22 protein-coding genes are annotated in these 26,235 nt (G+C 65.5%); 15 read left to right on the top strand and 7 right to left on the bottom strand.

Going from position 1 to position 26,235, the window contains the following annotated elements; genetic code table 11:
* The first annotated feature begins 7 nt into the window (after nt 1–7).
* The gene (locus JKP78_RS11940; RefSeq protein ID WP_186689190.1) at nt 8–2,419 is read left to right on the top strand and encodes a DUF3772 domain-containing protein; all 2,412 of its coding nucleotides are present in this window, start codon (nt 8–10) and stop codon (nt 2,417–2,419) included.
* A 132-nt stretch (nt 2,420–2,551) separates the two neighbouring features.
* Here JKP78_RS11940 and JKP78_RS11935 read toward each other — a convergent pair whose 3' ends face one another.
* The 7 genes from JKP78_RS11935 to ehuB all read right to left on the bottom strand — a co-directional run bounded on the left by JKP78_RS11935 (nt 2,552) and on the right by ehuB (nt 9,409).
* The gene (locus tag JKP78_RS11935) at nt 2,552–3,982 is read right to left on the bottom strand and encodes an aldehyde dehydrogenase family protein (protein WP_200626720.1); all 1,431 of its coding nucleotides are present in this window, start codon (nt 3,980–3,982) and stop codon (nt 2,552–2,554) included.
* A gap of 13 nt (nt 3,983–3,995) precedes the next feature.
* Nucleotides 3,996–5,495, bottom strand: coding sequence for a purine-cytosine permease family protein (locus JKP78_RS11930; RefSeq protein WP_186689187.1), 1,500 nt, complete (start codon nt 5,493–5,495; stop codon nt 3,996–3,998).
* Between the two features lie 96 nt (nt 5,496–5,591).
* On the bottom strand, nt 5,592–5,981 hold the full coding sequence (locus JKP78_RS11925; RefSeq protein WP_186689185.1) for a YybH family protein: 390 nt from the start codon (nt 5,979–5,981) through the stop codon (nt 5,592–5,594).
* Nucleotides 5,982–6,325: 344 nt separating this feature from the next.
* The gene (ehuA, locus tag JKP78_RS11920) at nt 6,326–7,120 is read right to left on the bottom strand and encodes an ectoine/hydroxyectoine ABC transporter ATP-binding protein EhuA (RefSeq protein WP_200626762.1); all 795 of its coding nucleotides are present in this window, start codon (nt 7,118–7,120) and stop codon (nt 6,326–6,328) included.
* Nucleotides 7,121–7,179: 59 nt separating this feature from the next.
* Nucleotides 7,180–7,836, bottom strand: a complete 657-nt coding sequence (gene ehuD, locus JKP78_RS11915; RefSeq protein ID WP_170028227.1) for an ectoine/hydroxyectoine ABC transporter permease subunit EhuD — start codon at nt 7,834–7,836, stop codon at nt 7,180–7,182.
* Nucleotides 7,833–8,492, bottom strand: coding sequence for an ectoine/hydroxyectoine ABC transporter permease subunit EhuC (ehuC, locus tag JKP78_RS11910; protein ID WP_200626719.1), 660 nt, complete (start codon nt 8,490–8,492; stop codon nt 7,833–7,835). Before ehuC ends, ehuD begins: the two co-directional genes overlap by 4 nt.
* Nucleotides 8,493–8,554: 62 nt before the next feature.
* The gene (gene ehuB, locus JKP78_RS11905) at nt 8,555–9,409 is read right to left on the bottom strand and encodes an ectoine/hydroxyectoine ABC transporter substrate-binding protein EhuB (protein WP_186689183.1); all 855 of its coding nucleotides are present in this window, start codon (nt 9,407–9,409) and stop codon (nt 8,555–8,557) included.
* Between the two features lie 238 nt (nt 9,410–9,647).
* Here ehuB and ehuR point away from each other — a divergent pair, with 238 nt between their 5' ends.
* From ehuR to JKP78_RS11835, 14 genes are all read left to right on the top strand, one after another.
* Nucleotides 9,648–11,042: a MocR-like ectoine utilization transcription factor EhuR gene (gene ehuR / locus JKP78_RS11900; RefSeq protein ID WP_170034030.1), complete on the top strand. Its 1,395-nt coding sequence runs from the start codon at nt 9,648–9,650 to the stop codon at nt 11,040–11,042.
* A gap of 214 nt (nt 11,043–11,256) precedes the next feature.
* Entirely contained in the window at nt 11,257–12,228 is a 972-nt protein-coding gene (eutB, locus tag JKP78_RS11895) for a hydroxyectoine utilization dehydratase EutB (RefSeq protein ID WP_200626718.1), read from the top strand.
* 32 nt (nt 12,229–12,260) lie between these two features.
* Nucleotides 12,261–13,253 carry a cyclodeaminase gene (locus tag JKP78_RS11890; RefSeq protein ID WP_186689178.1) on the top strand — a complete coding sequence of 331 codons (993 nt, stop codon included), beginning with the start codon at nt 12,261–12,263 and terminating at the stop codon, nt 13,251–13,253.
* 37 nt (nt 13,254–13,290) lie between these two features.
* Nucleotides 13,291–14,481 carry an ectoine hydrolase DoeA gene (gene doeA / locus JKP78_RS11885; protein ID WP_170028232.1) on the top strand — a complete coding sequence of 397 codons (1,191 nt, stop codon included), beginning with the start codon at nt 13,291–13,293 and terminating at the stop codon, nt 14,479–14,481.
* A 3-nt stretch (nt 14,482–14,484) separates the two neighbouring features.
* On the top strand, nt 14,485–15,504 hold the full coding sequence (gene doeB, locus JKP78_RS11880; protein ID WP_200626717.1) for a N(2)-acetyl-L-2,4-diaminobutanoate deacetylase DoeB: 1,020 nt from the start codon (nt 14,485–14,487) through the stop codon (nt 15,502–15,504).
* A gap of 36 nt (nt 15,505–15,540) precedes the next feature.
* Nucleotides 15,541–17,007 (top strand): NAD-dependent succinate-semialdehyde dehydrogenase, encoded by a 1,467-nt coding sequence (locus tag JKP78_RS11875; RefSeq protein ID WP_186689173.1) that lies wholly within the window; start codon nt 15,541–15,543, stop codon nt 17,005–17,007.
* A gap of 12 nt (nt 17,008–17,019) precedes the next feature.
* On the top strand, nt 17,020–18,405 hold the full coding sequence (locus JKP78_RS11870; protein WP_200626716.1) for an aspartate aminotransferase family protein: 1,386 nt from the start codon (nt 17,020–17,022) through the stop codon (nt 18,403–18,405).
* Between the two features lie 127 nt (nt 18,406–18,532).
* A complete protein-coding gene (gene ycaC / locus JKP78_RS11865; RefSeq protein WP_010951959.1) occupies nt 18,533–19,153 on the top strand; it encodes an isochorismate family cysteine hydrolase YcaC in 621 nt (206 codons plus the stop codon).
* Nucleotides 19,154–19,367: 214 nt separating this feature from the next.
* A complete protein-coding gene (gene ppk2, locus JKP78_RS11860) occupies nt 19,368–20,186 on the top strand; it encodes a polyphosphate kinase 2 (protein ID WP_200626715.1) in 819 nt (272 codons plus the stop codon).
* 35 nt (nt 20,187–20,221) lie between these two features.
* Nucleotides 20,222–21,418 carry a monovalent cation:proton antiporter-2 (CPA2) family protein gene (locus tag JKP78_RS11855; protein WP_200626714.1) on the top strand — a complete coding sequence of 399 codons (1,197 nt, stop codon included), beginning with the start codon at nt 20,222–20,224 and terminating at the stop codon, nt 21,416–21,418.
* 38 nt (nt 21,419–21,456) lie between these two features.
* Complete coding sequence (locus JKP78_RS11850) at nt 21,457–22,554, top strand: AI-2E family transporter (RefSeq protein ID WP_170028238.1); 1,098 nt, start codon at nt 21,457–21,459, stop codon at nt 22,552–22,554.
* A gap of 13 nt (nt 22,555–22,567) precedes the next feature.
* A complete protein-coding gene (locus JKP78_RS11845; RefSeq protein WP_200626713.1) occupies nt 22,568–24,088 on the top strand; it encodes an efflux transporter outer membrane subunit in 1,521 nt (506 codons plus the stop codon).
* Complete coding sequence (locus JKP78_RS11840; RefSeq protein WP_186689155.1) at nt 24,085–25,182, top strand: HlyD family secretion protein; 1,098 nt, start codon at nt 24,085–24,087, stop codon at nt 25,180–25,182. The genes JKP78_RS11845 and JKP78_RS11840 overlap by 4 nt, the downstream gene beginning before the upstream one ends.
* Nucleotides 25,172–26,194: a DUF2955 domain-containing protein gene (locus tag JKP78_RS11835; protein ID WP_200626712.1), complete on the top strand. Its 1,023-nt coding sequence runs from the start codon at nt 25,172–25,174 to the stop codon at nt 26,192–26,194. The genes JKP78_RS11840 and JKP78_RS11835 overlap by 11 nt, the downstream gene beginning before the upstream one ends.
* Nucleotides 26,195–26,235 lie beyond the last annotated feature (41 nt).

The raw sequence follows: 26,235 nt of genomic DNA, 5'->3' as shown, positions 1-26,235 counted from the left end.
ATATTCGATGAGGCGTGTCAGCCTTGCCCGTTACTGCCCAGGCCTGATGGTCCTGATGGCCTTCATGCTGGTTCTTGCCAACCCTGCCTGGTCGGCCCCGGCCACGCCGTTATCCAACCTGGCGGTCGCCGAAGCGCCCGTGCTGGATGAAAACGCCAGCATCGAGCAACTGAGCGAGCGCCTGGACCAGATCCGCCAAGGCGTTACCAGCGAGGCCAACGACGACCTGCTGGCGCAACTGCGCCTCGGCGCCGTGCAGGTGCAACGCCAGGCCGATGCGTTGAGTGCCCTGCGCACTGCCGACGTGGAAAAGCTCGACGACAAGCTCAAGGTCATCGGCCCGCGCCAGCCGGACGAGGCTGCCACCCTGACCCAGCAGCGCAAGGAACTGGAAGCTGAGAAAAAGGCGCTGGTGGCGCAGCAGGACCAGGCCATCAAGCTGACCCAGTCGGCCCGCGACCTGTCCACGCAGATCGTCAACCTGCGCCGCAGCCAGTTCAACTCGCAGATCACCAGCCGCGCCGCCTCGCCGCTCAGCCCGGCGTTCTGGCAGAGCATCATTCGCCCGACCCAGGACGATGTGGCGCGCTTGCGCGACCTGCGTGGCGAGGCAGCCGATGCCATCGGCAGTGCCTTCAGCGTCGAGCACCGCTGGTTGTTCATTACCAGCCTGGTGGCGGCCATCCTGGTCTGGACCCTGGTCCGCCGTGTGTTCGAGCGCCTGCTGGCCAGCGCCATGGTCCGCTGGCTGCCGGAAGGCCGGCTGCGCCGCAGTTCGTTGGCGCTGAGTGTGAGCCTGGCAACCCTGGGGACCATCGCCGGCTCGGTTTCGCTGCTGCGTTGGGGGCTGGAGAGCAGCGCCGAACTGGGCTCCGATATCGCCAGCCTGGCCAACCATGTGCTCGCCCTGGTGGTGTTCAGCGCCTTCATCACCGGCCTGGGCCGCGCCATGCTGATGCTCCAGCGGCCGTCCTGGCGCCTGCCGCCGATCCATGACGAAGTGGCCAGCGCGCTGGGCTGGTTCCCCAAGGTCCTGGCGCTGGCGCTGATGGTCATGATGACCATGGAACGCATCAACAGTGTGATTGGTGCCAGCCTGGCGTTGACCGTGGCGGTCAACGGTCTGACCGCGCTGGTGGTGGCGTTTACCTTCGCCGGTGCGCTGCTGTGCTACCGCCGTACCCTGCGCAAGCATGACCTGGAGCGCCCCACGGGCCTGGCCGGGTTGATTCCGTTCGTGATGGTGATCTGGCTGACGCTGATCCTGCTGGCGCTGCTTGCCGGCTACCTGACGCTCGCCTACTTCCTCACTGGCAAGTTGCTGTGGGTCAGCCTGGTCATCACCTGTGCCTACCTGCTGACCACGTTCTTTGGCGACCTGTGCGAAACCCTGTTGTCGCCGCGTCAGCCCGGTGGCCTGGCGCTGGCCTCGACCCTGGGCCTGGCGCCTCGTCACCAGGCCCAGGCCAGCACCATCCTTGCCGGTATCGGCCGTACCGTGGTGCTGTTCCTGGCGCTGTTGCTGGCGCTGATGCCGTCGGGCACCAGCCCCAGCGAGCTGCTGCTGAGCCTGGCTGACTGGGACGGCACCGGCGGCAAGTTGCTCGGCAACCTGAACATCGTGCCCCAGGACATCCTGCTGGCGCTGGCGATTTTCTTCGGCGGGCTGTTCGCCATCCGCGTGGTCAAGCGCTGGCTGAGTGAGCGCCTGCTGCCGGAAACCGACATGGACGCTGGCATGCGCGCCTCGTTGGTCACCCTGGTGGGTTACCTGGGCTTCATCTTCCTGGCCATGCTGGTGATGTCGACCTTGCGCATCAACCTCACCAGCCTGACCTGGGTGGTCAGTGCCCTGTCGGTGGGTATTGGTTTCGGCCTGCAGCAGATCGTGCAGAACTTCATCTCCGGCCTGATCCTGCTGACCGAGCGCCCGGTGAAGGTGGGTGACTGGGTCAGCCTGGCCGGTGTCGAAGGTGACATTCGCCGCATCAACGTGCGTGCTACCGAGATCCAGATGTCCGACCGTTCGACGGTGATCGTGCCCAACTCGCAGTTCATTTCCCAGAACGTGCGCAACGTGACCATGGGCAATGCGCTGGGCGTGGTCGGCATCACCCTGACCTTGCCGCTGGAGACCGATGCCAACCGCGTGCGTGAGCTGCTGTTGGCGGCGTACCAGGAGCATGAGGCGATTCTGGATGCGCCGGCCACTTCCGTGTCGTTCAAGGACCTGACCAGCAGTGGCATGGTGATTGGCGTGAGTGGTTACGTGGCGGGGCCGCGGCAGGTGTCGGGTACTCGCAGCGATCTGCTGTTCACCATCCTTGGGCGCTTGCGTGCCGAAGGTATTGCCTTGTCTTCGCCGCAGAGCATGGTACTGCTGCAAGAAAGCGCGCGGTCGGCTGACGAGACGGTGTGAATGCCGGGGGCTGCTGTGCAGCCCATCGCGACGCAAGGCCGCTCCTACAGGTATCGCGCCAGCACATGGACTGCGCATTCCCTGTAGGAGCGGCCTTGTGTCGCGAGCGGGCCGCAGAGCGGCCCCAGAAATCTAGCCCAAACACCGCGTCACATGTTTGACCGACTGATACGCCGACAACCCCCATGGCCCCAACTCGCGCCCGATCCCGCTGCCCTTGGTGCCGCCCCACGAAGTCTCGACGAACACCGCCTGCACCGAGTTGATCCACACATGGCCAACCTCAAGTGCATCGGCCACCCGCTCGGCACGCGCCAGGTCGGTAGAGCACACCGTCGCCACCAGCCCGAAACGGCTGTCGTTGGCTTCGGCAATCGCCTGTTCCTCGGTAGCGAAGCGACGCGCGCAGAGCACCGGGCCGAAAATCTCCTCGGTCCACAAGCGGCTGTCCTTCGGCACATCGGCATACAACGTCGGGCTGACGAACCAGCCGTCCCGGTCCAGCGCCCTGCCACCGGCCAGGCACTGCAAACCCTCTTCCCGCGCCGTGGCAAAGTAGCTGGCCACCTTCAGCCATTGCGCCTGGCTGGTCAGTGGGCCCATGTCGACCTCTTCGGTCAGCGGGTTGCCCACCCGCAGGTTTTCCAGGGCCGCCTGCAAACGTGGCAACAGCGTATCGGCAATGCCGTCCTGCACCAGCAACCGCGACGTGGCCGAACACATCTGCCCGGCGTTCCAGGTGATGCCGGCGACAATCCATGCCACCGCCTGGTCGACATCGCAATCATCGAACACCACGATCGCCGACTTGCCGCCCAGCTCCAGCGTCACTGGCCGACATTGCGCCGACGCGCTGCGCATCACCTGGCTACCGACGCTGTTGCTGCCGGTGAAGGACAGCTTGTCCAGGCCAGTGTGGTTGCTCAGTGCGGCGCCGGTTTCGGCCTTGCCGTTGACGATATTCAGCACCCCGGCGGGCAGGCCCAGGGCATCGGCGATCTGGCCGTAGGCCTGTTCGACCAGCGGGGTGACTTCCGAGGGCTTGAGCACCACCGTGCAGCCCGCTGCCAAAGCCGGGGCGAGCTTCCAGGCGCTGGTCACCAGCGGGAAGTTCCACGGCACGATCAGGCCGACTACACCCACCGGCTCCAGGCGGGTGCGTGCCGTGAAACCCGGGGCGGCCAGGGGGACCTCACGGTTTTTCGACGGAAGTTGCGCGGCCAGCTCGGCGTAGTAGTTGAACGTGGCAATGGCATCATCCAGGTCGATTTCCGCCTCGTGGCGCGGCTTGCCGTTGTTGCGCATCTGCACGCTGATCAGCGCTTCGCGGCGCTGGCCCAGTTGCTCGGCAAAGCCGCGCAGGTAGCCTGCGCGCTCGCTGGCGCTGGTGGCTTTCCAGGCGGGCAGGGCACCACGGGCGGCAGCCACGGCCTGGTCGACCTGGGCGGCGCTGGCTGCCATCAGTTCGGCGAACGGTTGCCCCAGCGCAGGGTCGTTGACGCTGATGCAATCGCTACCCTGGCCTTCGACCCAGCGGCCAGCGATGTAATGGGAAGTGGTCATGGTCAGTTTCCAGTCAGGCCATTTCGGCAGTGGTTACCGGCGTATGCGCGGCGCTTTTGCAACGCACCCAACGCGGGCCCTGGGGGCCATACACGCCAGCAGGTTCGGGGAACAGGTTGAGCAGTGCCAGGTACAGCACGCCGGCCAGGCCCAAGGTGACCGGCAGGCTCAGGTCGATGCCGCCCGCCAGGTCACCCAGCGGGCCGACGAACTGCCCCGGCAGGTTGACGAAGCACAGGCCGACTGCCGCGCTGGGGATCCACGCCCCCATGCCGCGCCAGTTCCAGCCATGCAGGAACCAGTAGTGGCCGCCGCGCTGGCCACGGGTGAACACCTGCAGGTCATCGGCATGGTAGAAGCCGCGGCGGGTGACCAGGCCAAGGATCATGATCACCATCCACGGGCTGGTGCAGGTGATGATCAGCACGGCAAAGGTCGACACGCTCTGCACCAGGTTGAAGGTGAAGCGGCCGATGAAGATGAAGCCGATCGCCAGCACCCCGATCAGCAGGGTGGCACCGGCGCGGCTGAGCAGGCGCGGGAACACGCTGGACATGTCCAGGCCGGTGCCATACAGCGCGGTGGTGCCGGTGGACATGCCGCCGATCACGGCGATCAGGCACACCGGCAGGAAGAACCAGCTGGGCGCCACTGCCAGCAGGCCACCGACGTAGTTGTTGGCGGCGATGTAGTCGGGGGCCTGGGTCGCTACCAGCGTGGCCGTGCACAGGCCGAACAGGAACGGGATCAGCGTCGCGCCCTGGGCCGCGATCACCGCCAGCATGATGCGCGCCTTGGGCGTTGCTCGCGGGATGTAGCGCGACCAGTCGCCGAGGAACGCGCCGAACGACACCGGGTTGCTCATGGCCAGGATCGCCGCGCCGACGAATGCCGCCCAGAAGCCCGCCTGGCCGAGGTTGACGCTGCCGGCATAACCGGCATCGAACGGCCCGGCGAAGGCGACGATGCCGAGCAGGAACAGCAGGCTCGAAGCCCACACGGCCACCTTGTTGACCCACAGCATGAAGCGGAAGCCGAAGATGCACACCACCAGCACCAGGACCGCGAACAGGCCATAGGCCAGACCCAGGGTCAGGTCGGTTTCCGGCAGGCCGGCCAGGCGCTTGGCACCGCCCACCAAGGCATCGCCCGAACTCCATACCGACAGCGAGAAGAACGCCACCGCCGTGAGCAGCGACAGGAACGAGCCGACGATGCGCCCGTGCACGCCAAAATGCGCGCCCGACGACACCGCGTTGTTGGTGCCGTTGAGTGCACCGAACAGGCCCATCGGTGCAAGGATCAGGGCGCCTACGCCGACGCCAAGCAGGATCGCCCATACCCCGGCCTGGAACGACAGCCCGAACAGTACCGGGAAGCTGCCCAGCACCGCCGTGGCAAAGGTATTGGCACCGCCGAAGATCAGGCGGAACAGGTCCAGCGGGGAGGCGTCGCGTTGATCGTCAGGGATCTGTTCGACGCCGTTGGTCTCGATAGCGGTCGAGTGGCTCATGGTGATGCTCCAGCGCGGTTGTTGTGGGCCGGCGCGGTGCGCGGGCCTTCTTGTGGGTGCGATGGCAGGGCGGCAAGGCCGCAGGAAAAATGCAGGTCAGCCCGAGGACACGACCGACAGGTGCTCGTGGCACGCCAACCATTGGGCGCCGTGGCGGCGGAACACGATGGTCTCGCGTTCGCTTAGCTGGTGCTCTTCACCGGCATTGCGGATGTGCGTGGCCACGTCATGCATGAAGATCGCCACATCGCCTTGCAGGCTGACCTGGGCATTGCCGGATTCGCAGGCGAGCACGGCAAAGCCGTCGGCCTGCCACTGCGCCCACAGTTCTTCGTAGGCACGGCGTGACAGCAGGGGCTGTGGCAAGGTGTGGAACAGGAAGGTGGCGTCTTCGCTGAAGCAGGCGAAATAACGGGCGGTGTCGTTGCTGGCGAACGCGGCAACGAGCTCGGCGGCGGCTTGGCGTACCTGGAGTGTCTGGTCCACGGAAGTGGCCTCACGGTTCTTGTGATTATGGTGAAGCGATTCTGGTGGCGGTCGGCGGGCGGAAAAATCGCTATCGGCAAATAATCAGTTCAGAAATTCGTGAAGTGATGTGGCATGCGCGCAGTTGACCCTGTGGGAAAGGGCATGCCCGCGAAGCAGGCAACGCGGTGGATGGTACCGGCGTTGCCGGTGATCGCGGCTGAAGCCGCTCCTACAGGCAGCGTCGATTCGAAGTGTAGGAGCGGATTTATCCGCGAAGCAGGTAGCGCAGTTTACAGGTTGCTTGCCCCGCCTGGCGTGGCGGCGCTGGTCGTTTCGCAAGCAGTGTGCGCAGCGCCCCGTGCTCAGTTCGCCTCCCGCACGGCGCTGAGAAACGCCCGGGTACGTTCCTGTTGCGGGTTCTCGTAGATCTGCGTCGGCGTCCCCTGTTCATGGATCTGCCCCTTGTAGAAGAAGCACACCCGGTCGGCGAACTCGCGGGCAAAGCCCATCTGGTGCGTGACCATCAGCATGGTCAGGTTGTGCTCGCTGCCCAACCGACGGATCACGTTCAGTACCTCGCCGCACAGTTCCGGGTCCAGCGCCGAGGTGACTTCGTCGAACAGCATCACCTTGGGCCGCATCGCCAACGCCCGGGCAATCGCCACGCGCTGTTGCTGGCCGCCGGACAACTGCGAGGGGTAGTGCTCGAACTTGTTGCCCAGGCCAACCATCTCCAGCAGCTCGGCAGCCCGCTCGCGCGCTTCGGCCGGCTTGATCCCGAGCACCTGCACCGGGGCCTCGATCACGTTCTGCAAGGCGCTCATGTGCGGGAACAGGTTGAAACTCTGGAACACCATGCCGATCTTCGCCCGCACCTTGCGCACATGGCGCTCGCTGGCGGTGACCAGCGCGCCGTTGCGCCCGGGCATGTGGGTGAGCGATTCGCCATCGACTTCGATCATGCCCTGGTCGATGCCTTCCAGCGTCATCAGCACGCGCAGCAAGGTCGACTTGCCCGAGCCGCTGGGGCCGATGATCGCCACCTTCTCGCCGGGGGCGACATCCAGGTTGAGGCCATCGAGCACGGTGAAGTTGCCGTAGCGCTTGGTCACGTCCTTGAAGCTGACGATGGGTTGGGCGATGGCCGGTGCGGGCATGGCGGTGTCCAACGGCAGGGCGGTAGTTGCGGTTGCGAGGTGGGTCACAGGCGCGATCATCAGCGGAGCTCCAGGCGCACTTCAAGGCGCCGCACGAGGTAGGCCAGAGCGACGCTCAAGGCCAGGAAGAACAGGCCGACCAGGGTGATCGGCTCGAGGTAGCGGAAGCTTTCCGAGCCGACGTTCTTGGCCTGCTGCATGATTTCCACCACGGTAATGGCCGACAGCACCGGGGTGTCCTTGAGCATGGCGATCAGGTAATTGCCCAGCGGCGGCAGGATCGGCCGGATCGCCTGGGGCAGGATGACCACCCGGTAGGCGGTCCACGGTGCGAAGTTCAACGCGACCACCGCCTCCCACTGGCTGCGTGCGACCGAATCCAGGCCGCCGCGGTATACCTCGGCCAGGTAGCAGGCGTAGTGCAGGCCGATACCGATGATGCCGGCCTGCATGGCGGTCATGTTGACGCCGTAGTTGGGCAGCACGTAGTAGAGGAAGTACACCTGGATCAGCAACGGCGTGCTGCGGATGAACTCGATCAGCACTGCCACCGGCCATGACAGCCAGGCCTGGCGGCTGCGCCGGGCGATCGCCAGGAACAGGCCGAGCACGACCGCGATGAGGAAGCCGGCAACGGTGATGCCCAGGGTTTTCAGCGATGCCTGCAGCAGGTCGGGCAGGATCTGCGCAACATAGTTCCAGTCCCAGACATTCATGACAGGCTCCCCCGCAGGCGACCACGCCCCAGGCGCCGTTCGACCCGGTGCATGAGCAGGTTGATGACCTGCGCCAGGATGAAATACAGCAGCAGGGTAAGGCTGAAGATCTCCAGGGTCTGGAACGTCGCCTGGTCCAGCTGGCGGGCGCGGAAGCTCAGGTCCGACAGGGTGATCAGCGACACCAGCGAGGTGTTCTTCAGCAGTTCGATCAGCAGGTTGGTACCCGGCGCGATGGCCGCCAGCAAAGCCTGCGGCAGGATGATGCGCCGAAAGCGGATGGCGGCGGGCATGTTCAATGCCGTGCAGGCTTCGTACTGCCCCTTGGCCACCGAGCTGATCGCCCCGCGCATCACTTCGGCGCCGTAGGCACCGATATGCAGCCCGAGGCCGACGATGGCCACCGTGTAGGCGCTGAGTTCCAGGTTGAACGGTGGCAATGGCAACACGAAGAACAGCCAGAACAACTGCACCAGCAACGAGGTGCCGCGGAACACTTCGATATAGGCCACGCACAGCCAGCTCAGTGGCCGCCACGACGAGCGTCGGCCAAGCGCGGCGAGGATCGCGGCGACGATGGCCAGCAGCGAGCCGAAGAAGGTGACCTGGACGGTGATCCAGGCGCCTTGCAACAACAACGGTATCAATTCACCCATGGTTCGACCTGAATAAGCGGATTACACAGGGAATGGCACGGCAAGCGCCATGCCACCTCGATTCACTGCTGGGCACACAGCTCGGCGGCGGTCTTGTCCGTCACGTTGTTGCGGTCGAAGCCGAACGGCGCGACGGTCTGCAGGTGCTCCTCGCTGCCCAGCCACTTTTTCAGCTCGGCGTTCACTGCATCGCGCAGGGCTTTGTCTTCCGGGCGGAAGGCCAGCGCGCCGTAACCGGTATGGGCCGGGTCGTCGCTGAAATCGCTGATCGCCTCGACCTTGTCGCCGCCTTTTTTCGCCAGGCCCTTCATGGTCAGCTGGGTACCGACGGCAGCATCGGCGCGGCCGGCGCGCACGGCCTGCAGCTGGGCGGTGGTGTCCGGCACCTGGAGGATCTGCGCGTCCTCGACCCCGGAGTCGCGGGCATAGGCGAGGTTGACCGTGCCAGCCATGATCGCCAGCTTCACCTCCGGGTTCTTGGCGATGTCGGCGTAGCTGTGCAGGTTCTTCGGATTACCCTGGGCCACCAACAGGGTGTCGGGCAGGGCGTATTGCGGGTCGGTGAAGATCACTTGCTTGCAGCGCGCCGGGGTGATGTACATGCCGGCGGCAATCACATCGAAGCGCCCGGCCCGCAAGCCGGGAATCAGCGAGCCCCACTCGGTGAGCACGCCATCGACCTGTTGGATGCCCATCTTGGCGAAGATGACCTTGGCGATTTCCGGCGATTCCCCGGTTACCCGGCCATCGGTCTCGGTGAAGGCGAACGGGGTTTCGTTGGCGTAGCCGATGCGGATGTGGCTGCTCGCCTTGATCTCGTCCAGGCTGGCGGCCTGGGCGCTGGTGAGCACGGCGCTGGTGGCGCAGGCCATCAGCAGGCGTTGGAACGGGCGTGGGATGTTGAACGGCTGGCTCATCAATGAATCTCCTGTTTGTTATAAAAACCGTCGCCGACGGCTCTGTGTTAGGAGGCAGTGGAGCAAAACAGCGAACGCAGGCTCGGTCGTTTGTTCGAGGCTGCCAGGCAGCGGGTGGTCGACCTTGGGCCGAGCATACAAAAGCTGAAACGGCGGTGGCATTGCACTAGGACAATTGCCCGAGGCGCTTGTCCGGGAGATGCTGTGTCCTGGCCCGGCAAGCGAAGCGAAGATCATGATGCACAGTTGGAAGGCAGCCCTGGATGCCGCGCGCATCGGCGAGTCCAAGTACAAGATTCTGGTGCAGGCGGTTACCGGCGAGATCGAGCGTGGCGTGCTGGTGCACGACCAGCGCCTGCCACCGCAGCGCCAGGTGGCCGACGCCTTGGGTATCAGCGTGCAGACCGTGACCAACGCCTACAAGGAGCTGGAGCGTCAAGGGCTGGTGCGCTGCGAGATCGGCCGTGGCAGTTTCGTCAGCCGACGCATGAGTGACCGTGTGTCGGACGACATCATCGACCTGCCCGAGCGCACCCTGGTCGACTTCTCCATCACCCGCATCCTCCATACCCAGGTGCATGAGCGCATCTGGCGCGACACCTGCGCCGAGCTGGCCGTGGAGGAGGAGCAGCCGTGGATCCACGCCTACCGGCCGATCGCCGGTTTCGAGAGCCACCGCGAGGCGGCGGTACGCTGGCTCGACGGCCTGGGCATGCAGGTGGAGCGCGACGATGTGTTGGTCACCAACGGTGCCGCCCACGCTATTTTCCTGGCCCTGGCGTCACTGGCCGGGCCGGATGACGTGGTGCTTTGCGAAGGGCTGACCGACCACGGCGTGATCGGCAATTCCCAGGTGCTCGGGTTTACCCTGAAAGGCCTGGAAATGGACCGCGAAGGTATCAACCCGGAACATTTCGAGGACATCTGCAGCAACGAGCGGGTCACCGCACTGGTGTGCACCCCCAACCTCAACAACCCCACCGTCAGCCTGATGCCCGACAGCCGGCGCCAGGAGATTGCTGCAATTGCCCGGCGTTTCGGCGTACACATCATCGAGGATGATGTGTACGGGCCGCTGCTCGGCGGGCGCCATGCACGGCCGCTCAGTGCCTATGCACCGGAGCTGTCGTTCTATTGCACCAGCATGACCAAGTCGGTGTTGACCGGCCTGCGCGTGGGCTACCTGGTGATGCCCAAGCGCCTGGCTTTGCGCACCGAGAGCATCCTGCGGGTGAACAGCTGGATGGCCACGCCGCTGGTGGCGGAAATCGCTGCGCGCTGGATCAACGACGGGCGCGCCCTGCAGCTGGTGGAATTGCAGCGCGAGTTGCTGGGCAAGCGCCAGGCATTGCTGCGCGAGTATCTGGGCGAGTACCTGCGCGGTCAGCATGCCCATGCCCTGGGGGCATGGCTGAACATTCCCGAGCGCTGGGAGGTGGACAGCCTGGTACGCGCCTTGCGCCGCCGGCAGATTGCCGTGACGCCGCCAGAGCCGTTCCTCGTGCGTGGCACGCCGCGGCCACGGGCCGTGCGTTTGTGCGTAGGCGCCGAGTGTTCCGAGGCCAAGCTGCGCCAGGCGCTGGGCGATATGCGGGAGTTGTTCGGGCAGTATCCGCAGATTCACGAACTTTGAGCTGCCTGTACCGGCCTCTTCGCGGGTAAACCCGCTCCCACAGGAACAGCGCACTTTCTGCACCTCGCACGGAACCTGTGGGAGCGGGTTTACCCGCGAAGAGGCCGGTACAGGCAAAAACAAATTCCCCGGTAAATTGCCCTAGTACATTCATCACGACAATTTTCGCCTCATACACTCCGCCCAACATCAGCTCACTGGTTGGGTCCCGGTCATGTCAGCGCTCTCGCTCCACGATATCTACCTTGCTCGCCAGCGCATCCACGGTCTGGTGCGCAACACGCCGCTGGAGCTTTCACCCAGCCTGTCACGCCACCTGGGCGCGCCGGTCTACCTGAAACTCGAAGCGCTGCAGACCACCGGCAGCTTCAAGCTGCGCGGGGCCAGCAATGCCATTGCTGCGCTCAATGCCGAACAACGCGCTTGCGGCGTGGTTACCGCCTCCACTGGTAATCACGGCCGGGCAGTGGCCCATGCGGCAGCTCAACTGGGCGTGAAGGCGACCGTATTTCTTTCGCAACGGGTACCGGGCAACAAGGTCCAGGCCATCCGCGACCTGGGTGCCGAGGTGTGTATCGTCGGCCATTCCCAGGACGACGCCCAGCACGCCGCGCAACAGTATGCCGAGCAACAGGGCGCAACCCTGGTTCCACCCTTCGACCACCCCCAGGTCATCGCCGGCCAAGGCACCTTGGGCGTGGAAATCATCGAGCAGTTGCCCGAGGTGGCGCAGGTGCTGGTGCCGCTCTCCGGTGGCGGCCTGTTCGCCGGTGTGGCGCTGGCCCTGAAAAGCATCAACCCGGCGATTACCACCCACGGCATCAGCATGCAGCGCGGCGCCGCGATGCACGCCAGCCTGCAAGCCGGCCGGCCGGTCGAGATCGAGGAGTTGCCGACCCTGGCCGACTCGCTCGGCGGTGGTATCGGCCTGGGCAACCAGCACACCCTGAGCATGACCCAACGGCTGCTCAACCAGCTGCACCTGTTGCCGGAAGGGTCGATCGCCAATGCCATGCGCCACGCCTACCAGCACGAACGCCTGGTACTCGAAGGCGCCGGCGCAGTGGGTATCGCGGCGCTGCTCGACGGCCTGGTGCCGGCCCGTGGCCCGGTGGTGGTGGTGCTCAGCGGGCGCAATGTCGACAGCGCACAACACCTGCGCGTGCTCAATGGCGGCGACGCCTGAAACCCACGTTTCCCTGCCCTGGAGGTATTCGAATGCCGGCCATCACCTTGCTCAGCGAAGCCGACCTGCGTAGCTGCATCACCCTCGATCGCGCCGCGGTCGATGCCATCGAACAGGCCTTTGCCCTGCTCGCCACGGCCAAGGTGGCAATGCCGCCGATCCTGCGCCTGGATATACCCGAGCACAATGGCGAAGTGGACGTGAAGACCGCCTACCTGCCGGGGCTGGAGCGCTTCGCGATCAAGGTCAGCCCGGGTTTCTTCGACAACCCCAGGCTTGGCCTGCCCAGCCTCAACGGCATGATGATGCTGTTGTCGGCGCGCACTGGCCTGCTGGATGCCTTGCTGCTCGACAACGGCTACCTCACCGCCGTGCGCACTGCCGCAGCCGGTGCGGTGGCCGCTCGCTGGCTGTCGCGGCCAGACAGCCGCAGCGTGGCCCTGATCGGCAGCGGCGAACAGGCCCGCCTGCAATTGCAGGCACTGCGCCTGGTGCGGCCGATCGCGCAGGTCAGGGTGTGGGGCCGCGATGCGCAGAAGACCGCAGCCTTGTGTGATGACCTGGGGCGCGACGGGCAGTTGCAAGTGCAGGCCTGCGCCAGTGTCGACCAGGCCATGCAGGCGGTGGACATCGCCATTACCTGCACGCCCAGCCGTGAGCCGCTGATCCAGCCGCAGCACCTGCAACCGGGGCTGCACATCACCGCCATGGGCTCGGATGCCGAGCACAAGAACGAAATCGCGCCAAGCGCACTGGCCCTGGTCGATCGCTACGTCGCCGACCGCCTGAGCCAGACCCGCGTCCTGGGCGAGCTGCACCACGCCTTGCGCGCCGGCACGCTCGACGACCAGGCCATGCTTGCCGAACTGGGCCAGGTCATCGCCGGCCTGCAACCGGGCCGCGTGCACGCCGAAGAGGTCACCCTGTGCGACCTGACCGGCACCGGGGCCCAGGACACCGCCATCGCCAACCTTGCCTTCGAACGCGCAGTCGCTGCCAACAAAGGCCTGGCGTTTCACAGCTGACACCTTTTAGCAACCCACTCACAAGAAGGGCACCCGTATGTCACAGACAGTGGTCAACCTGCCGTTCAGCCGGCAGGAGTACGCCCAGCGCCTGGCCAGGACCCGCAGCGCCATGCAGGCGCAGGGCCTGGAGCTGTTGCTGGTCACCGATCCCTCGAACATGGCTTGGCTTACCGGCTATGACGGCTGGTCGTTCTACGTGCACCAGTGCGTGCTGCTGGCGCTCGACGGCGAGCCGATCTGGTTCGGCCGCGGGCAGGACGCCAACGGTGCCAAGCGCACGGTGTTCATGCAGCACGACAACATCGTTGGCTACCCGGACATCTACGTGCAGTCACGCGAGCGCCACCCGATGGACTACCTGTGCCAGGAAGTGATTCTGGCCAAGGGCTGGGGCGGCCTGAGCATTGGCGTGGAGATGGACAACTACTACTTCAGCGCGGCGGCCTACCAGGCCCTGTGCAAGCACTTGCCGCAGGCGCGTTTCAGCGATGCCGCCGGGTTGGTCAACTGGCAACGGGCGGTCAAGTCGCCGCAGGAAATCCAGTACATGCGCATTGCCGCACGCATCGTCGAGAAGATGCACGGGTGCATCCTCGAACGTATCGAGCCCGGCATGCGCAAGAACGAGCTGGTGGCCGAGATCTACCGCAGCGGCATCCTCGGTGTCGATGGCCACGGCGGCGACTACCCGGCGATCGTGCCGCTGTTGCCGACCGGCGCGGACGCCAGTGCGCCGCACCTGACCTGGGACGATTCACCCTTTGCCCGGGGCGCCGGTACCTTCTTCGAGATCGCCGGCTGCTACAAGCGCTACCACTGCCCGCTGTCGCGCACGGTTTACCTGGGCAAGCCGCCGCAGCATTTCCTCGACGGCGAAAAGGCGGTGGTCGAAGGCATTGCGGCCGGCCTCGATGCCGCGCGGCCGGGCAACACCACCGGTGACATCGCCCGGGCGTTCTTCGGCGTGCTGGAGAAGTTCGGCATCCACAAGGACAGCCGCTGTGGCTACCCGATCGGTATCAGCTATCCGCCAGACTGGGGCGAGCGGACCATGAGCCTGCGCCCGAGCGACACCAGCGTGTTGCAACCGGGCATGACCTTCCACTTCATGCCGGGGCTGTGGATGGACGACTGGGGCCTGGAAATCACCGAAAGCATCCTCATCACCGAGACCGGGGTCGAGACCCTGTGCAACGTGCCGCGCCAGCTGTTCGTGAAGGACTGACCCATGAATGCGATCGCACAGGCCGCCACCTCGGTGGCCAATCCCATCAGCTGTAACCTGGACTTCGAGCAGGACGGCGTGCAGCACGGTTTTCTCAAGCTGCCGTACTCGCGTGACGACTCGGCCTGGGGCGCGGTGATGATCCCGCTGACGGTGGTCCGCAATGGCAACGGCCCGACCGCCTTGCTCACCGGCGGCAACCACGGCGACGAATACGAGGGCCCGGTGGCGCTGAGCAAGCTGGCCCAGCAACTGCAGGCCGGGCAGGTGCGCGGGCGGGTGATCATCGTGCCGTTCATGAACACGCCGGCGTTCCACGCCGGTACCCGCACCTCGCCGATCGACCGCGGCAATCTCAACCGCAGCTTCCCGGGCCGCGCGGATGGCAGCGTGACGGAAAAGATCGCCGATTACTTCCGCCGCACCTTGCTGCCGTTGGCCGATATCGTGCTGGACATCCATTCCGGTGGCCGCACCCTCGACTTCCTGCCGTTCGCCGCTTGCCATGTACTGGCCGACAAGGCCCAGCAGGCCCGCTGTGAAGCCGCCATGCTGGCCTTCGCCGCGCCCTACAGCATGCGCATGCTCGAGCTGGATGCGCAGGCCATGTACGACACCGCGGCGGAGGAGCAGGGCAAGGTGTTCGTCACCACCGAGCTGGGCGGTGGCGGCACCTCCACGGCAAAAAGCGTGGCCCTGGCCGAACGCGGTGTGCGCAACCTGCTGATTCACGCCGGCATCCTCGCGGGCGAAAGAGAGCAGGGCGAGACCACCCTGCTCGACATGCCCGATGGCGACTGCTTCATCGCCAGCGAACACGACGGCCTGCTGGAGATGTGTCGCGACCTGGGCGAGACGGTCAGCCAGGGCGAAGTGATCGCGCGAATCCATGACATCCGCCGCACCGGCAGCGCCCCGGTCGAGTATCGCGCCAGGCGAACGGGCCTGCTCACCGCCCGGCACTTCCCCGGGCTGGTGCAGTGTGGCGACACCCTGGCGGTGATCGCCGACGTACTGGCCTGAAGCGGGCGCCACGACAACGAGGTATGGAGAACAGTCATGTCACACCACTACCCATTCAACAGCCTGTGCTACGTCGATGGCCAATGGCTGCACAGCAATAGCGGCAACAGCATCGCCGTGCATGACCCGGCCAGCCGCCAGGTCATCGGCCATGTGCCGCTGCTCGAGCACGAGCAGATCGTCGCTGCGGTGGATGCTGCGCAGCAGGCCTTTGCCGCCTGGCGCCAGCAGAGCCTGGATAGCCGCGCCGCGCTGTTGCGGCGCTGGGCCGAGCTGATGCTGGAGCATCAGGAAGCGCTGGCGCGCATCCTCAGTACCGAGCAGGGCAAGCCGCTGGCCGAAGCACGCGGCGAGATCGCCTATGCGGCAAGCTTCATCCCCTGGTTTGCCGAAGAGGCCCGGCGCCTCAACGGGCAGACCATCCCCAGCCATATTCCTGGCGCGCAGCTGAGCACGCTGAAGGAGCCTGTCGGCGTCTGCGCACTGCTCACTCCCTGGAACTTCCCCAGCGCCATGATCACTCGCAAGGCGGCTGCAGCGTTGGCTGCCGGCTGCAGCGTGGTGGTCAAGCCGGCCCATGAGACGCCGTTTTCGGCGCTGGCCCTGGCCCAGCTGGCGGAGGACGCCGGCTTCCCGCCGGGGGTGTTCAACGTGGTCATCGGCGAGCCGCAGATGGTCATGGAAACCCTGGTCCGCGACAGCCGGGTGCGGGCGGTCAGCTTCACCGGCTCGACCCGGGTCGGCAAGCTGGTGCTGCAGGCCGCGGCGCAGGATGTGAAGAAAGTGGCGCTGGAACTGGGCGGCAATGCACCGTTCATCGTCTGCGCCGATGCCGACCTCGAACTGGCCGTGCGGGTGGCCGTGGCGGCCAAGTTCCAGACCTCTGGCCAGGACTGCTGCGCTGCCAACCGGATCATGGTGCAACGGCCGCTGTACGAAGCCTTCCTGGCGCGCTTCGCCGAAGCGGTACGGGCGCTGAAGGTTGGCCCGGCCATGGTCGATGGCGAGGCAACGACGGCAGAGGTCGGCCCGCTGATGCACCAGGCCGCCTTCGATGCCACCCAGGCCCGGGTCGAGGACGCCCTGCAGCGTGGCGCGCGGCGGCTGGTCGGCGGCGAAGGGCATGCGCTGGGAGGCTGGTTCTTCCAGCCGACGGTGTTGGCCGATGTGACCCCGGCGATGCGCATCTACCAGGAAGAAAACTTCGCGCCGATTGCCGGGGTCATGCCGTTCGACACGCTGGAGCAGGCCATCACTCTGGCCAACGACACCGAGTACGGCCTGGCGGCCTATATCGTCGGCAATCGCCTCGATGTGGTGCACCCGCTGGTGCGCCGCCTCGACCACGCGATGGTGGCGATCAACGGCGTCAAGTTCACCGGCCACCCCATCCCGTTCGGCGGCATGAAGGCTTCCGGCCTGGGCCGCGAGGGCGGTAGCGAAGGCTTCGAGCCCTTCGTCGAGACCAAATACGTTTGCCTGCACCACCACGGTCAGTTCTAAGGAGTGTTTGCCATGAGCCAAGATTTCAGCCAGCTGTTCGAACAGGACCGCGCCCACTTCATGCACCCTTCGACCCACGCCCACGATCACGCCAGCGGCGTGCTCAAGGGCCGGATCATTACCGGTGCCGAGGGCATCCGCCTGCGTGACCATGAAGGCCGCGAGTTGATCGACGCCTTCGCCGGGCTGTATTGCGTGAATATCGGCTACGGCCGTACCGAGGTCGCCGACGCCATCCACCGCCAGGCCACGGAGCTGGCGTACTACCACACCTACGTCGGCCACTCGACCGAGGCAATCATCGAGCTTTCCAGGCGCATCATCGACTGGGCGCCGGCAGGCATGAAGAAGGTCTACTACGGCCTGTCGGGGTCCGATGCCAACGAGACTCAGGTCAAGCTGGTGCGCTACTACAACAACATCCTCGGCCGCCCAGGCAAGAAGAAGATCATCTCCCGCGACCGCGGCTACCACGGCTCGGGGATCATGACCGGCAGCCTCACCGGCCTGCCCAGCTTCCACCAGCATTTCGACCTGCCGGTGGAGGGCGTGCGGCACACGGTCTGCCCGCACTGGTACCGCAAGGCGCCAGCGGGCATGGACGAGCAGGCGTTCGTGCAGTACTGCGCCGATCAGCTGGAGCAGTTGATCCTTGCCGAAGGCCCCGACACCGTCGCCGCGTTCATTGGCGAGCCGCTGATGGGTACCGGTGGCATCATCGTGCCGCCCAAGGGTTACTGGAAGGCGATCCAGGCCGTGCTCGATCGCTACGATGTGCTGCTGATCGCCGACGAAGTGGTCTGCGCGTTCGGCCGCCTGGGGTCGAAGATGGGCAGCCAGCGTTACGACATCCGACCGGACCTGATCACCACCGCCAAGGGCCTGACCAGCGCCTATGCGCCGCTGTCGGCGGTGATCGTTGGCGAGAAGGTGTGGAACGTGATCGACGAGGGCTCGCAGAAGGCTGGCCCGATGGGCCACGGCTGGACCTACTCGGGGCACCCGATCTGCGCGGCGGCGGCGCTGGCCAACCTGGATATTCTCGAGCGCGAGAACCTGACCGGGAATGCCGAAGTGGTGGGGGCGTACCTCAACCGGCGCATGCGCGAAACCTTCGAAGGCCACCCGCTGGTCGGTGAAGTGCGCGGTGACGGCATGCTCTGCGCGGTCGAGTTCATGGCTGACCGCGATGCCCGCACGGCATTCGACCCGGCGCTGAAAGTCGGGCCGCAGGTGTCGGCAGCATGCCTTGAACGCGGCATGATCGCGCGGGCCATGCCACATGGCGACATCCTCGGTTTTGCCCCACCGTTGGTGCTGACCCAGGCGGATGCCGAGCAGATCGTTGCCATTACCAAGGCGGCGGTCGACGAGGTGTCTGCCAAGGTGCTTGGCTGAAGCCGTGCCGGGGCCGCGCGCGGCGGCCCCATTGCCGGCGCCCCGGGCGAACCGACTGGCGGTATTCCCTGCGGCTGATCCTTGCCTACGCTGATATTCCCAACCTGCCGAAGCAAGGAGATCCGTCATGGCCTTCCAATACAAGCGTCTGGACAAGAACAACGCAGCGGTGCTGCTGGTCGATCACCAGACCGGCCTGCTCTCGCTGGTGAGGGATATCGACCCTGACCGTTTCAAGAACAATGTGCTGGCCCTGTCGGACCTGGCCAAGTACTTCAAGCTGCCGACTATCCTCACCACCAGTTTCGAAACCGGTCCCAACGGCCCGCTGGTCCCCGAGCTCAAAGAGCAGTTCCCCGACGCCCCGTACATCGCCCGCCCGGGCAACATCAATGCCTGGGACAACGAGGATTTCGTCAAGGCGGTCAAGGCCACCGGCAAGAAGCAGTTGCTGATTGCCGGTGTGGTCACCGAAGTGTGCGTGGCCTTCCCGGCACTGTCGGCGCTGGAGGAGGGCTTCGAGGTGTTCGTCGTCACCGACGCCTCCGGGACCTTCAACGAACTGACCCGTGACTCGGCCTGGCGGCGCATGGAGGCAGCCGGGGCGCAGTTGATGACCTGGTTCGGCGTGGCCTGCGAGCTGCATCGCGACTGGCGCAACGACATCGAAGGGCTGGGCACCCTGTTCTCCAACCATATTCCGGACTACCGCAACCTGATGACCAGCTACAACAAGCTGGCCAAGTAGCCACCTCCCAGCCACTACACACTCTGTGGGGACGGGTTCACCCGCCAATGCTGCGCTCGCTTCACTGACGCATCCGCGGCTAAAACCGCTCCCACAGTCAGCTGAACACCCACAAATCGATCGGCTGGAAGCCAATCCTGGGGAAACTACAAGCGAAGCGGCAAATCGCCATGGATCGACCATACTGACTCTTCAATCGCCTCAGGAGAGCGCCATGTCGAAGCCGTCCAGGAAAAAAGCCACCCTCGATCTACCGGAAAAACTGGGCAGCAAGGCGTACGAGAAGGAACTCAAGCGCCTGCATGTGGAGCTGGTAAAACTGCAGGAGTGGGTGGTGGCCCAGGGCCTGAAGGTCTGCATTGTCTTCGAAGGCCGCGACGGCGCTGGCAAGGGCGGCACCATCAAAGCCATTACCGAGCGGGTCAGCCCACGGGTATTCCGCGTGGTGGCGCTGCCGGCACCGACCGAGCGGGAAAAGACCCAGATGTACGTGCAACGCTACCTGGGCCATCTACCCGCTGCGGGAGAGGTGGTGATCTTTGACCGCAGCTGGTACAACCGTGCCGGCGTCGAGCGGGTAATGGGCTTCTGTACCGAGGAGCAGAGCAGCAAGTTCCTCACCGTGGTGCCGCTGTTTGAAAAGTTGATGGTCGAGTCCGGGATCATCCTCATCAAATACTGGCTGGAGGTCAGCGCCGAGGAGCAGACCCGGCGTTTGCAGGACCGCATCAACGACGGGCGCAAACTGTGGAAGCTGTCGCCGATGGACCTCAAATCCTACACCCGCTGGGATGACTACACCCGCGCTCGCGATGACATGTTCGCCGCCTCCGATTCGTCCTGGGCGCCCTGGTTCATGGCCAACTCCAACGACAAGCGTCGTGCCCGTCTGAACATCATCAGCCATTTGCTGGCACGTATTCCCTACAAGGACGTAACCCGTGACCAGGTAGTGAAGCTGCCCAAGCGCGGCAAGATCGGCAAGTACAAGGCCGTTGCCTACCCGTTCAAAGTGGTCGAAGAGCGTTTCTGATCCCTCCCTGCGGGGAGCAGCAAGGGTGCAAACCTATGCCACATGACGGCAGCCTGCTACAGGCGACGGTGGTGTTCCTGCTGGCCGTGGTGCTTCTGGTACCGCTGGCGCAGCGTCTGAAAATGGGGGCGGTGCCGGGCTATCTGCTGGCCGGCATCCTCATCGGCCCCTCCGTGCTCGGGCTGCTCGACAACCCCGAGAACGTGACGCGGCTATCGGAAATGGGCGTGGTCATGCTGCTGTTCGTCATTGGCCTGGAGCTGTCACCGCAGCGCCTGTGGACCATGCGCCGGGCGCTGTTTGGCGTCGGTTCGCTGCAGGTAGGGCTGACCGCCGTCGCGCTGGGCCTGCTGGCGTATTTCGCGTTCGGCCAGTCGAAGGCCGCAGCGATCGTGCTGGGCCTGGGCCTGGCGTTGTCTTCGACAGCGTTCGGCCTGCAAGTCCTGGCCGAGCGCAAGGACCTCGGCAAGCCACACGGGCGGCTGGCCGTGGCCATCCTGCTGTTCCAGGACATCGCTGCCATTCCCTTGATCGCCGTGGTGCCCCTGCTCGGTGGCAATGTCAGCACCGCCGACGAAGGCACCTGGCCGCTGTTGGCGGTGGCGCTCGGCCTTGGCACGTTGATCGTGTTTGGCCGCTATCTGTTGAGCCCGGTGTTCAAGTGGACGGTCGGTTCGGGTTTGCCCGAGCTGTCGACCGCTACCGCTTTGCTGGTGGTGCTGGGCACGGCCTGGGTGATGGAGCATGTGGGCGTGTCGATGGCCCTGGGTGCCTTTCTCGCCGGCGTGCTGATGGCCGAGTCGCCTTTCCGGCACGAGCTGGAGACCCAGATCGAACCGCTCAAAGGCTTGCTGCTGGGGTTGTTCTTCGTCGGCGTCGGCATGAGCGCCGACCTGCGCCTGCTGTTCGATCTGCCGTTGCTGGTGTTGGGGCTGACGCTATTGCTGGTGGCCATAAAGCTGCCGCTGCTGTACGGCCTGGGGCGTACGGCCGGTGGCCTCAACCAGGCGCAGGCGCTGTGCCTGGGCGTGGTGCTGGCCTCTGGCGGCGAGTTTGCCTTCGTGGTGTTCAAGCTGGCGCTGGAGCACCAGGTGCTGGCGCAGCAGGTGCACGACCTGTTGGTGCTGGCCATCACCTTGTCGATGGCAGTGGTGCCCCTGGTAATGATGGCCCTGGCGCGGCAACTGCGTGACCCCAGCCCCGCCCAGGCAAGCCCTGAAACGGGCCACTGATCGCGCCACACGGCGCAGCTGAAGTTCGGAGGTGAAGCATGCAACCGGGTGTCAAGCTGGACAGCCGCCTGTCGCGGGGCTTGCTCGATGTGCTCATCAAGGCTGGCCTGATAGCTGCCCTGGTGATGTTTGCCTTCCAGACGTTCCAGCCGTTCCTGGAACTGATGCTGTGGTCGGTGATCCTGGCAGTGACCCTGTATCCGCTGTATTGCCGTATCCAGCGCCGCACGGGGCTCAAGGACGGGCTCTCGGCGACCCTGGTCGTAGTGCTGGTACTGGTCGTGCTGCTGGTGCCGATCTACCTGGTGGTGATGTCCATCGGCGAATCGGTGGACAGCCTGGTGACCTTGCTCAAAAGCGGTGCCTGGAGCGTGCCGCCACCCCCTGAGTCGGTGGCCACCTGGCCGCTGATCGGGCCGAAAGTCCATGCCCTGTGGCTGGCGGCTTCGGAAAACATGGCCGGTGTGCTGAACCAGTGGATGCCGCAACTCAAGGGCGCCGGGCGCACGGTGCTGGGGGCTGCTGCCAGCGCCGGGGGCGCGTTCCTGCTGTTCATCGCGGCGATCGTCATCTCTGGCATCATCATGGCCTTCGGTGAGCGTGGCGAAATTGCCGCGCAGCGCATTGCCATGCGGGTATCGGGCGAGGAGCGCGGCAAGCCGCTGGCCAAACTGTGCACCGCCACCATTCGGGCCGTGGCCCAGGGGGTGATCGGCATTGCCTTCATCCAGATGTTGCTGATCGGTGTCGGCTTTGTCGTCAAGGGCGTGCCAGGTGCCGGGATGCTGGCCATCGTCATCCTCATGCTGGGGATTGCCCAGGCACCCGCCACGCTGGTCACCGTGCCGGTGATCATCTATGTCTTCAATGCCGAAGGCTTCACCGTGGCCACCATCGTATTCGCCATCTACACCTTCGTCGCCGGGCTTGCCGACAACGTGCTCAAACCGTTGCTGCTGGGGCGCGGGGTGGATGTGCCGATGCCAGTGGTACTGATCGGCGCGCTCGGTGGCATGGTGGTCAAAGGCATCATTGGCCTGTTCATTGGCCCGGTGATCCTCGGCGTCACCTATGTGCTGTTCTGGCAGTGGGTGGCGCTGCAGGTGCCGGAAAACCCCGCAGAGCCGACCGCCTGAGCCAAGGATTGCCATGCCCGGACGCGTCTACGGTTGTGCACTGAGCCTGGTTGCCGTGTTGGCCGGCTGCACCCAGGTCGGCCCGGATTTCCAGCCGCTGCAGGACCCCTGGCTGCACACGTGGGATACTCCTTTGCTGAAGCAGGCCGGGCAGCAGGCCAGCGCGCCCGACCTGCGCCAGTGGTGGGCGGTGTTCGCCGACCCGGCGCTGGACGCCCTGATTGCCGAGGCGGATGCCAACAACACCAACCTGCGCGTGGCTGGCTTGCGCATTGCTGAAGCCCGTGCCCAGCTGGCTATCGTGCAGACCGGGCGTTATCCACAGCTGCAGCAACTACGTGCCCAGAGCCTGTACCTGAAGCAGGACCAGTCCGGCAGCGCCAACGCCCGCGACTCGGTGTTCTGGCAATCCAGCGCAGGCTTCGACATCGGCTGGGAAATCGACTTCTGGGGGCGCTTCAGCCGCGCCATTGAAAGTGCCGATGCTGCCTACTTCGCCTCCCAGGCCAATTACGCCGATGCCATGCTGCTGTTGCGGGCGCAAGTGGCTGACACCTACTTTGCCCTGCGCACTGCCGAGGCGCGGCTGGATATCGCCGAAGAAAACGCCCGACGCCAGGCGCGCAGCCTGGACATTACCGAACGGCTGTTCCGCCATGGTGAAAACGACGAACTCGACTGGCAACAGGCGCGTAGCCAATACCTGGCCACCCAAGCCACCATCCCCGAGTTCCACAACCAGCTCAATGCCCTGCGCAACGTGTTGTGTGCGCTGCTCGGCCGGCCACCCGGGCCGTTGCCGCAGCTGGACGCAGGCCACGGCCAGTTGCCGTTGCCGGACCGTGCCGTACTGCAGGACGTACCCGCCAACCTGCTGCAGCGCCGCCCGGACATCCGCGCCGCCGAGCAGGCAGTGGCCGCGCAATCGGCGCTGGTCGGGGTGGCCGAGGCCGATCTCTATCCCCAGCTGAGCCTGCTGGGCAGCATTGGCTGGAGCTTCGTCACGGCCAGTCACCTGCCCGACACGTTTGATCTTGCCGCCGGGCCCAGCCTGATCTGGAACCCGTTCGACTACGGCCGGCGCAAGAACGCCGTGCGCGTGGAGGATGCTCGCTTGCAGCAACTGATCGAGCTGTACCACCAGGGGGTGCGCGAAGCCGCGCGCGAGGCGGACGATGCCGCCAGCGGGCTGGTGCGCTCGCTGCAGAGCGCGCGCATTCGCGAGCAGGCCTCGCAGGCCGCGCAACGCTCGTTGAGCCTGGCCAGCTCGCAGTACCGCGAAGGTTTCGCCGACTTCCAGCGGGTGCTCGATGCCCAGCAACTGCTGTTGCAGCAACAGGACGGTTACCTGGTCAGCCGCGGCAATGCCGTGAGCAGCCTGGTGACCTTGTACAAGGCCCTGGGTGGCGGTTGGGACGCCAGCCGCACGCCGATCGACCCGGCCACGCGCCAGCAGATGCAGCAACGGACCGACTGGGGCGAGCTGCTCGACGAGCCAGCCCCCAGCGCACATGCACAAGGTGAAATGAAATGAGTGACGCCGCCCCGACGCCGCCCCCAGCCGCCCCCGATCGCGGCATGCGCTGGGTATTGCTGCTGATTGCCGTGAGCCTGCTCTGGTACCTGCTGGCCGACCGCTTCACGCCCTACACCCAGCAGGCCCGCTTGCAGGCCTATGTGATACCGGTCAGTGCCGAGGTGGCCGGCCAGGTGAAGCGTGTGGCGGTGGGCAACAACCAGGAAGTGCGCCGGGGTGATGTGCTGTTCGAGCTGGACCAGGAGCAGTACCGCATCGCCCTGGCGCGTGCCGAGGCCGACCTGGACGCGGTGCGCCGGCAGATCGGCGCGCACACGGCTGGCATCGATTCGGCACAAGCGGCGTTGCTCGCGGCGCAGGCCAACGAGCGCAAGGCGCGGCAGGACGCCGAACGGCTCAAGCGCCTGATCGACGAAGACCCGGGGACGGTGTCGGTGCGCCGCCTGGAAGGCGCCCAGGCCACTCGCGACCAAGCCATCAGCCAGGTGGCTGCAGCCCGCGCCGAAGTGGAGCGGGCGCGGGAGCAGCAGGGCGGAGGGCAGGATGACAACGCCCAATTGCGCAGTGCCGCAGCCAATGTGGAAAAGGCCCGCCTGGACCTGGCACGCACCGTGGTGCGCGCCGATGCGAACGGCTTGATCACCGACCTGCGTACCGACGTCGGCCACTATGTCGGGGCCGGCAGCCCGATGATGACCCTGATCGCCATCCATGACGTGTGGATAAGTGCCGACATGACCGAGAACAACCTCGGCCGCCTGCGCCCCGACACCCCGGTGCTGGTGGTGCTCGACGCACTGCCCGGCACGGTGTTGAAGGGGCGCATTCGCAGCATCGGCTACGGTGTGAGCGTGGGCCAGAGTACCCCGCCGGGTACGCTGCCGAGCGTGCAGAACAGCCGCGAGTGGCTGCGTTCGGCGCAACGCTTCCCGGTCATCGTCGAACTTGAGCGTGACCAGTTGCAGGACAAGAGCGGGCTGCGGGTTGGCGGGCAGGCCGAGGTCATGGCCCTGCCCAGCGAAGGTAACCCGTTGAACCTGCTGGGCCGGCTGTTCATGTGGCTGATGAGCTGGTTGTCGTATGCCTATTGAATTGCGCCGCCTGCGCGCCCTGCGCCTGGCCTGGGGCGTGGCACTGTGCCTGGCGGTGAGTTTCGGCATCGGCCTGCCGGTGCCGATCCTGGCGCCGGTGTTCGCGGTACTGTTGCTGGCCATGCGCAGCCAGCCCTTGCCGCTGCGTGCGGCACCGGTTTTGGCGTTGCTGGTGCTGCTCAGTTGCGGCAGCGGGCTGTTGCTGATTCCGCTGCTGCGCCATGCGCCGGTGAGCGGGGTGTTGCTGGTGGGCGTGGGGGTTTTCCTGACCTTGCGCTACGCCCTGAAGGGCGGCAACGGCTTGCTGGCGAACCTGCTGGTGATCGGGCTGACCATGATCGCTGCCGCCGGTACCAGCGACTTCACCCTGGCACTGTCGGTGGTCGAAGCGTTGGCCAAGGGTATGCTGCTGGCGGTACTTGGCACGGCCTTGGCCCATGTGCTGTTTCCCGAACCTGCCGATGCGCCGGCGCAACCTGCGCCGCCGTTGCTGGGCAGTGAGCAGGTCAGCTGGGTGGCGCTGCGTGCCACGCTGATCGTTATGCCAGCGTTCCTGCTGGCATTGATCGCCCCGGACCAGTACATGCCACTGATCATGAAGGCGGTAAGCCTTGGGCAACAGGCTGGCGAGACCCGTGCACGGCATGCCAGCCGGGAGCTGATTGGCTCGACCTTGCTGGCCGGCTTGCTGGCGATCCTGATGTGGGGGGCGCTGAGCCTGTTCGTGCACCTGTGGATGTTTTTCCTGTGGGTGCTGCTGTTCGCACTTTGGCAGGGGCGGCGGATGTACCAGGCCGTGCCCAACCGGCAGGGCCCGGCCTATTGGCTGAGCTGCCTGACGACCATGCTGATATTGCTGGGGCAGTCGGTGCAGGACAGTGCCGGTGGGCAGGATGTCTACCGCGCCTTTGCCGTGCGCATGGCGCTGTTCCTGGCGGTGTCGGTATATGCCAGTGCCATGCTCATCTGGATCGACCGGCTTCGGCTACAGCGTGGCCTGCTTCGCGGGTAAACCCGCTGACGCAGCTCAAACGTTGTAGGAGCGGCCTTGTG

The organism is Pseudomonas sp. LAM2023 (assembly GCF_016620375.1).
Classification (GTDB): Bacteria; Pseudomonadota; Gammaproteobacteria; order Pseudomonadales; family Pseudomonadaceae; genus Aquipseudomonas; species Aquipseudomonas anuradhapurensis.
This window is presented reverse-complemented; position numbering and strand designations above follow the sequence as displayed.

Bases quoted from the DNA above. Each gene is read 5' to 3' on its own strand.
- JKP78_RS11940 (WP_186689190.1), top strand. From the start codon at position 8: ATGAGGCGTGTCAGCCTTGCCCGTTACTGCCCAGGCCTGATGGTCCTG.
- JKP78_RS11935 (WP_200626720.1), bottom strand. From the start codon at position 3,982: ATGACCACTTCCCATTACATCGCTGGCCGCTGGGTCGAAGGCCAGGGT.
- JKP78_RS11930 (WP_186689187.1), bottom strand. From the start codon at position 5,495: ATGAGCCACTCGACCGCTATCGAGACCAACGGCGTCGAACAGATCCCT.
- ehuA (WP_200626762.1), bottom strand. From the start codon at position 7,120: ATGCCCGCACCGGCCATCGCCCAACCCATCGTCAGCTTCAAGGACGTG.
- ehuD (WP_170028227.1), bottom strand. From the start codon at position 7,836: ATGAATGTCTGGGACTGGAACTATGTTGCGCAGATCCTGCCCGACCTG.
- ehuC (WP_200626719.1), bottom strand. From the start codon at position 8,492: ATGGGTGAATTGATACCGTTGTTGTTGCAAGGCGCCTGGATCACCGTC.
- ehuB (WP_186689183.1), bottom strand. From the start codon at position 9,409: ATGAGCCAGCCGTTCAACATCCCACGCCCGTTCCAACGCCTGCTGATG.
- ehuR (WP_170034030.1), top strand. From the start codon at position 9,648: ATGCACAGTTGGAAGGCAGCCCTGGATGCCGCGCGCATCGGCGAGTCC.
- eutB (WP_200626718.1), top strand. From the start codon at position 11,257: ATGTCAGCGCTCTCGCTCCACGATATCTACCTTGCTCGCCAGCGCATC.
- JKP78_RS11890 (WP_186689178.1), top strand. From the start codon at position 12,261: ATGCCGGCCATCACCTTGCTCAGCGAAGCCGACCTGCGTAGCTGCATC.
- doeA (WP_170028232.1), top strand. From the start codon at position 13,291: ATGTCACAGACAGTGGTCAACCTGCCGTTCAGCCGGCAGGAGTACGCC.
- doeB (WP_200626717.1), top strand. From the start codon at position 14,485: ATGAATGCGATCGCACAGGCCGCCACCTCGGTGGCCAATCCCATCAGC.
- JKP78_RS11875 (WP_186689173.1), top strand. From the start codon at position 15,541: ATGTCACACCACTACCCATTCAACAGCCTGTGCTACGTCGATGGCCAA.
- JKP78_RS11870 (WP_200626716.1), top strand. From the start codon at position 17,020: ATGAGCCAAGATTTCAGCCAGCTGTTCGAACAGGACCGCGCCCACTTC.
- ycaC (WP_010951959.1), top strand. From the start codon at position 18,533: ATGGCCTTCCAATACAAGCGTCTGGACAAGAACAACGCAGCGGTGCTG.
- ppk2 (WP_200626715.1), top strand. From the start codon at position 19,368: ATGTCGAAGCCGTCCAGGAAAAAAGCCACCCTCGATCTACCGGAAAAA.
- JKP78_RS11855 (WP_200626714.1), top strand. From the start codon at position 20,222: ATGCCACATGACGGCAGCCTGCTACAGGCGACGGTGGTGTTCCTGCTG.
- JKP78_RS11850 (WP_170028238.1), top strand. From the start codon at position 21,457: ATGCAACCGGGTGTCAAGCTGGACAGCCGCCTGTCGCGGGGCTTGCTC.
- JKP78_RS11845 (WP_200626713.1), top strand. From the start codon at position 22,568: ATGCCCGGACGCGTCTACGGTTGTGCACTGAGCCTGGTTGCCGTGTTG.
- JKP78_RS11840 (WP_186689155.1), top strand. From the start codon at position 24,085: ATGAGTGACGCCGCCCCGACGCCGCCCCCAGCCGCCCCCGATCGCGGC.
- JKP78_RS11835 (WP_200626712.1), top strand. From the start codon at position 25,172: ATGCCTATTGAATTGCGCCGCCTGCGCGCCCTGCGCCTGGCCTGGGGC.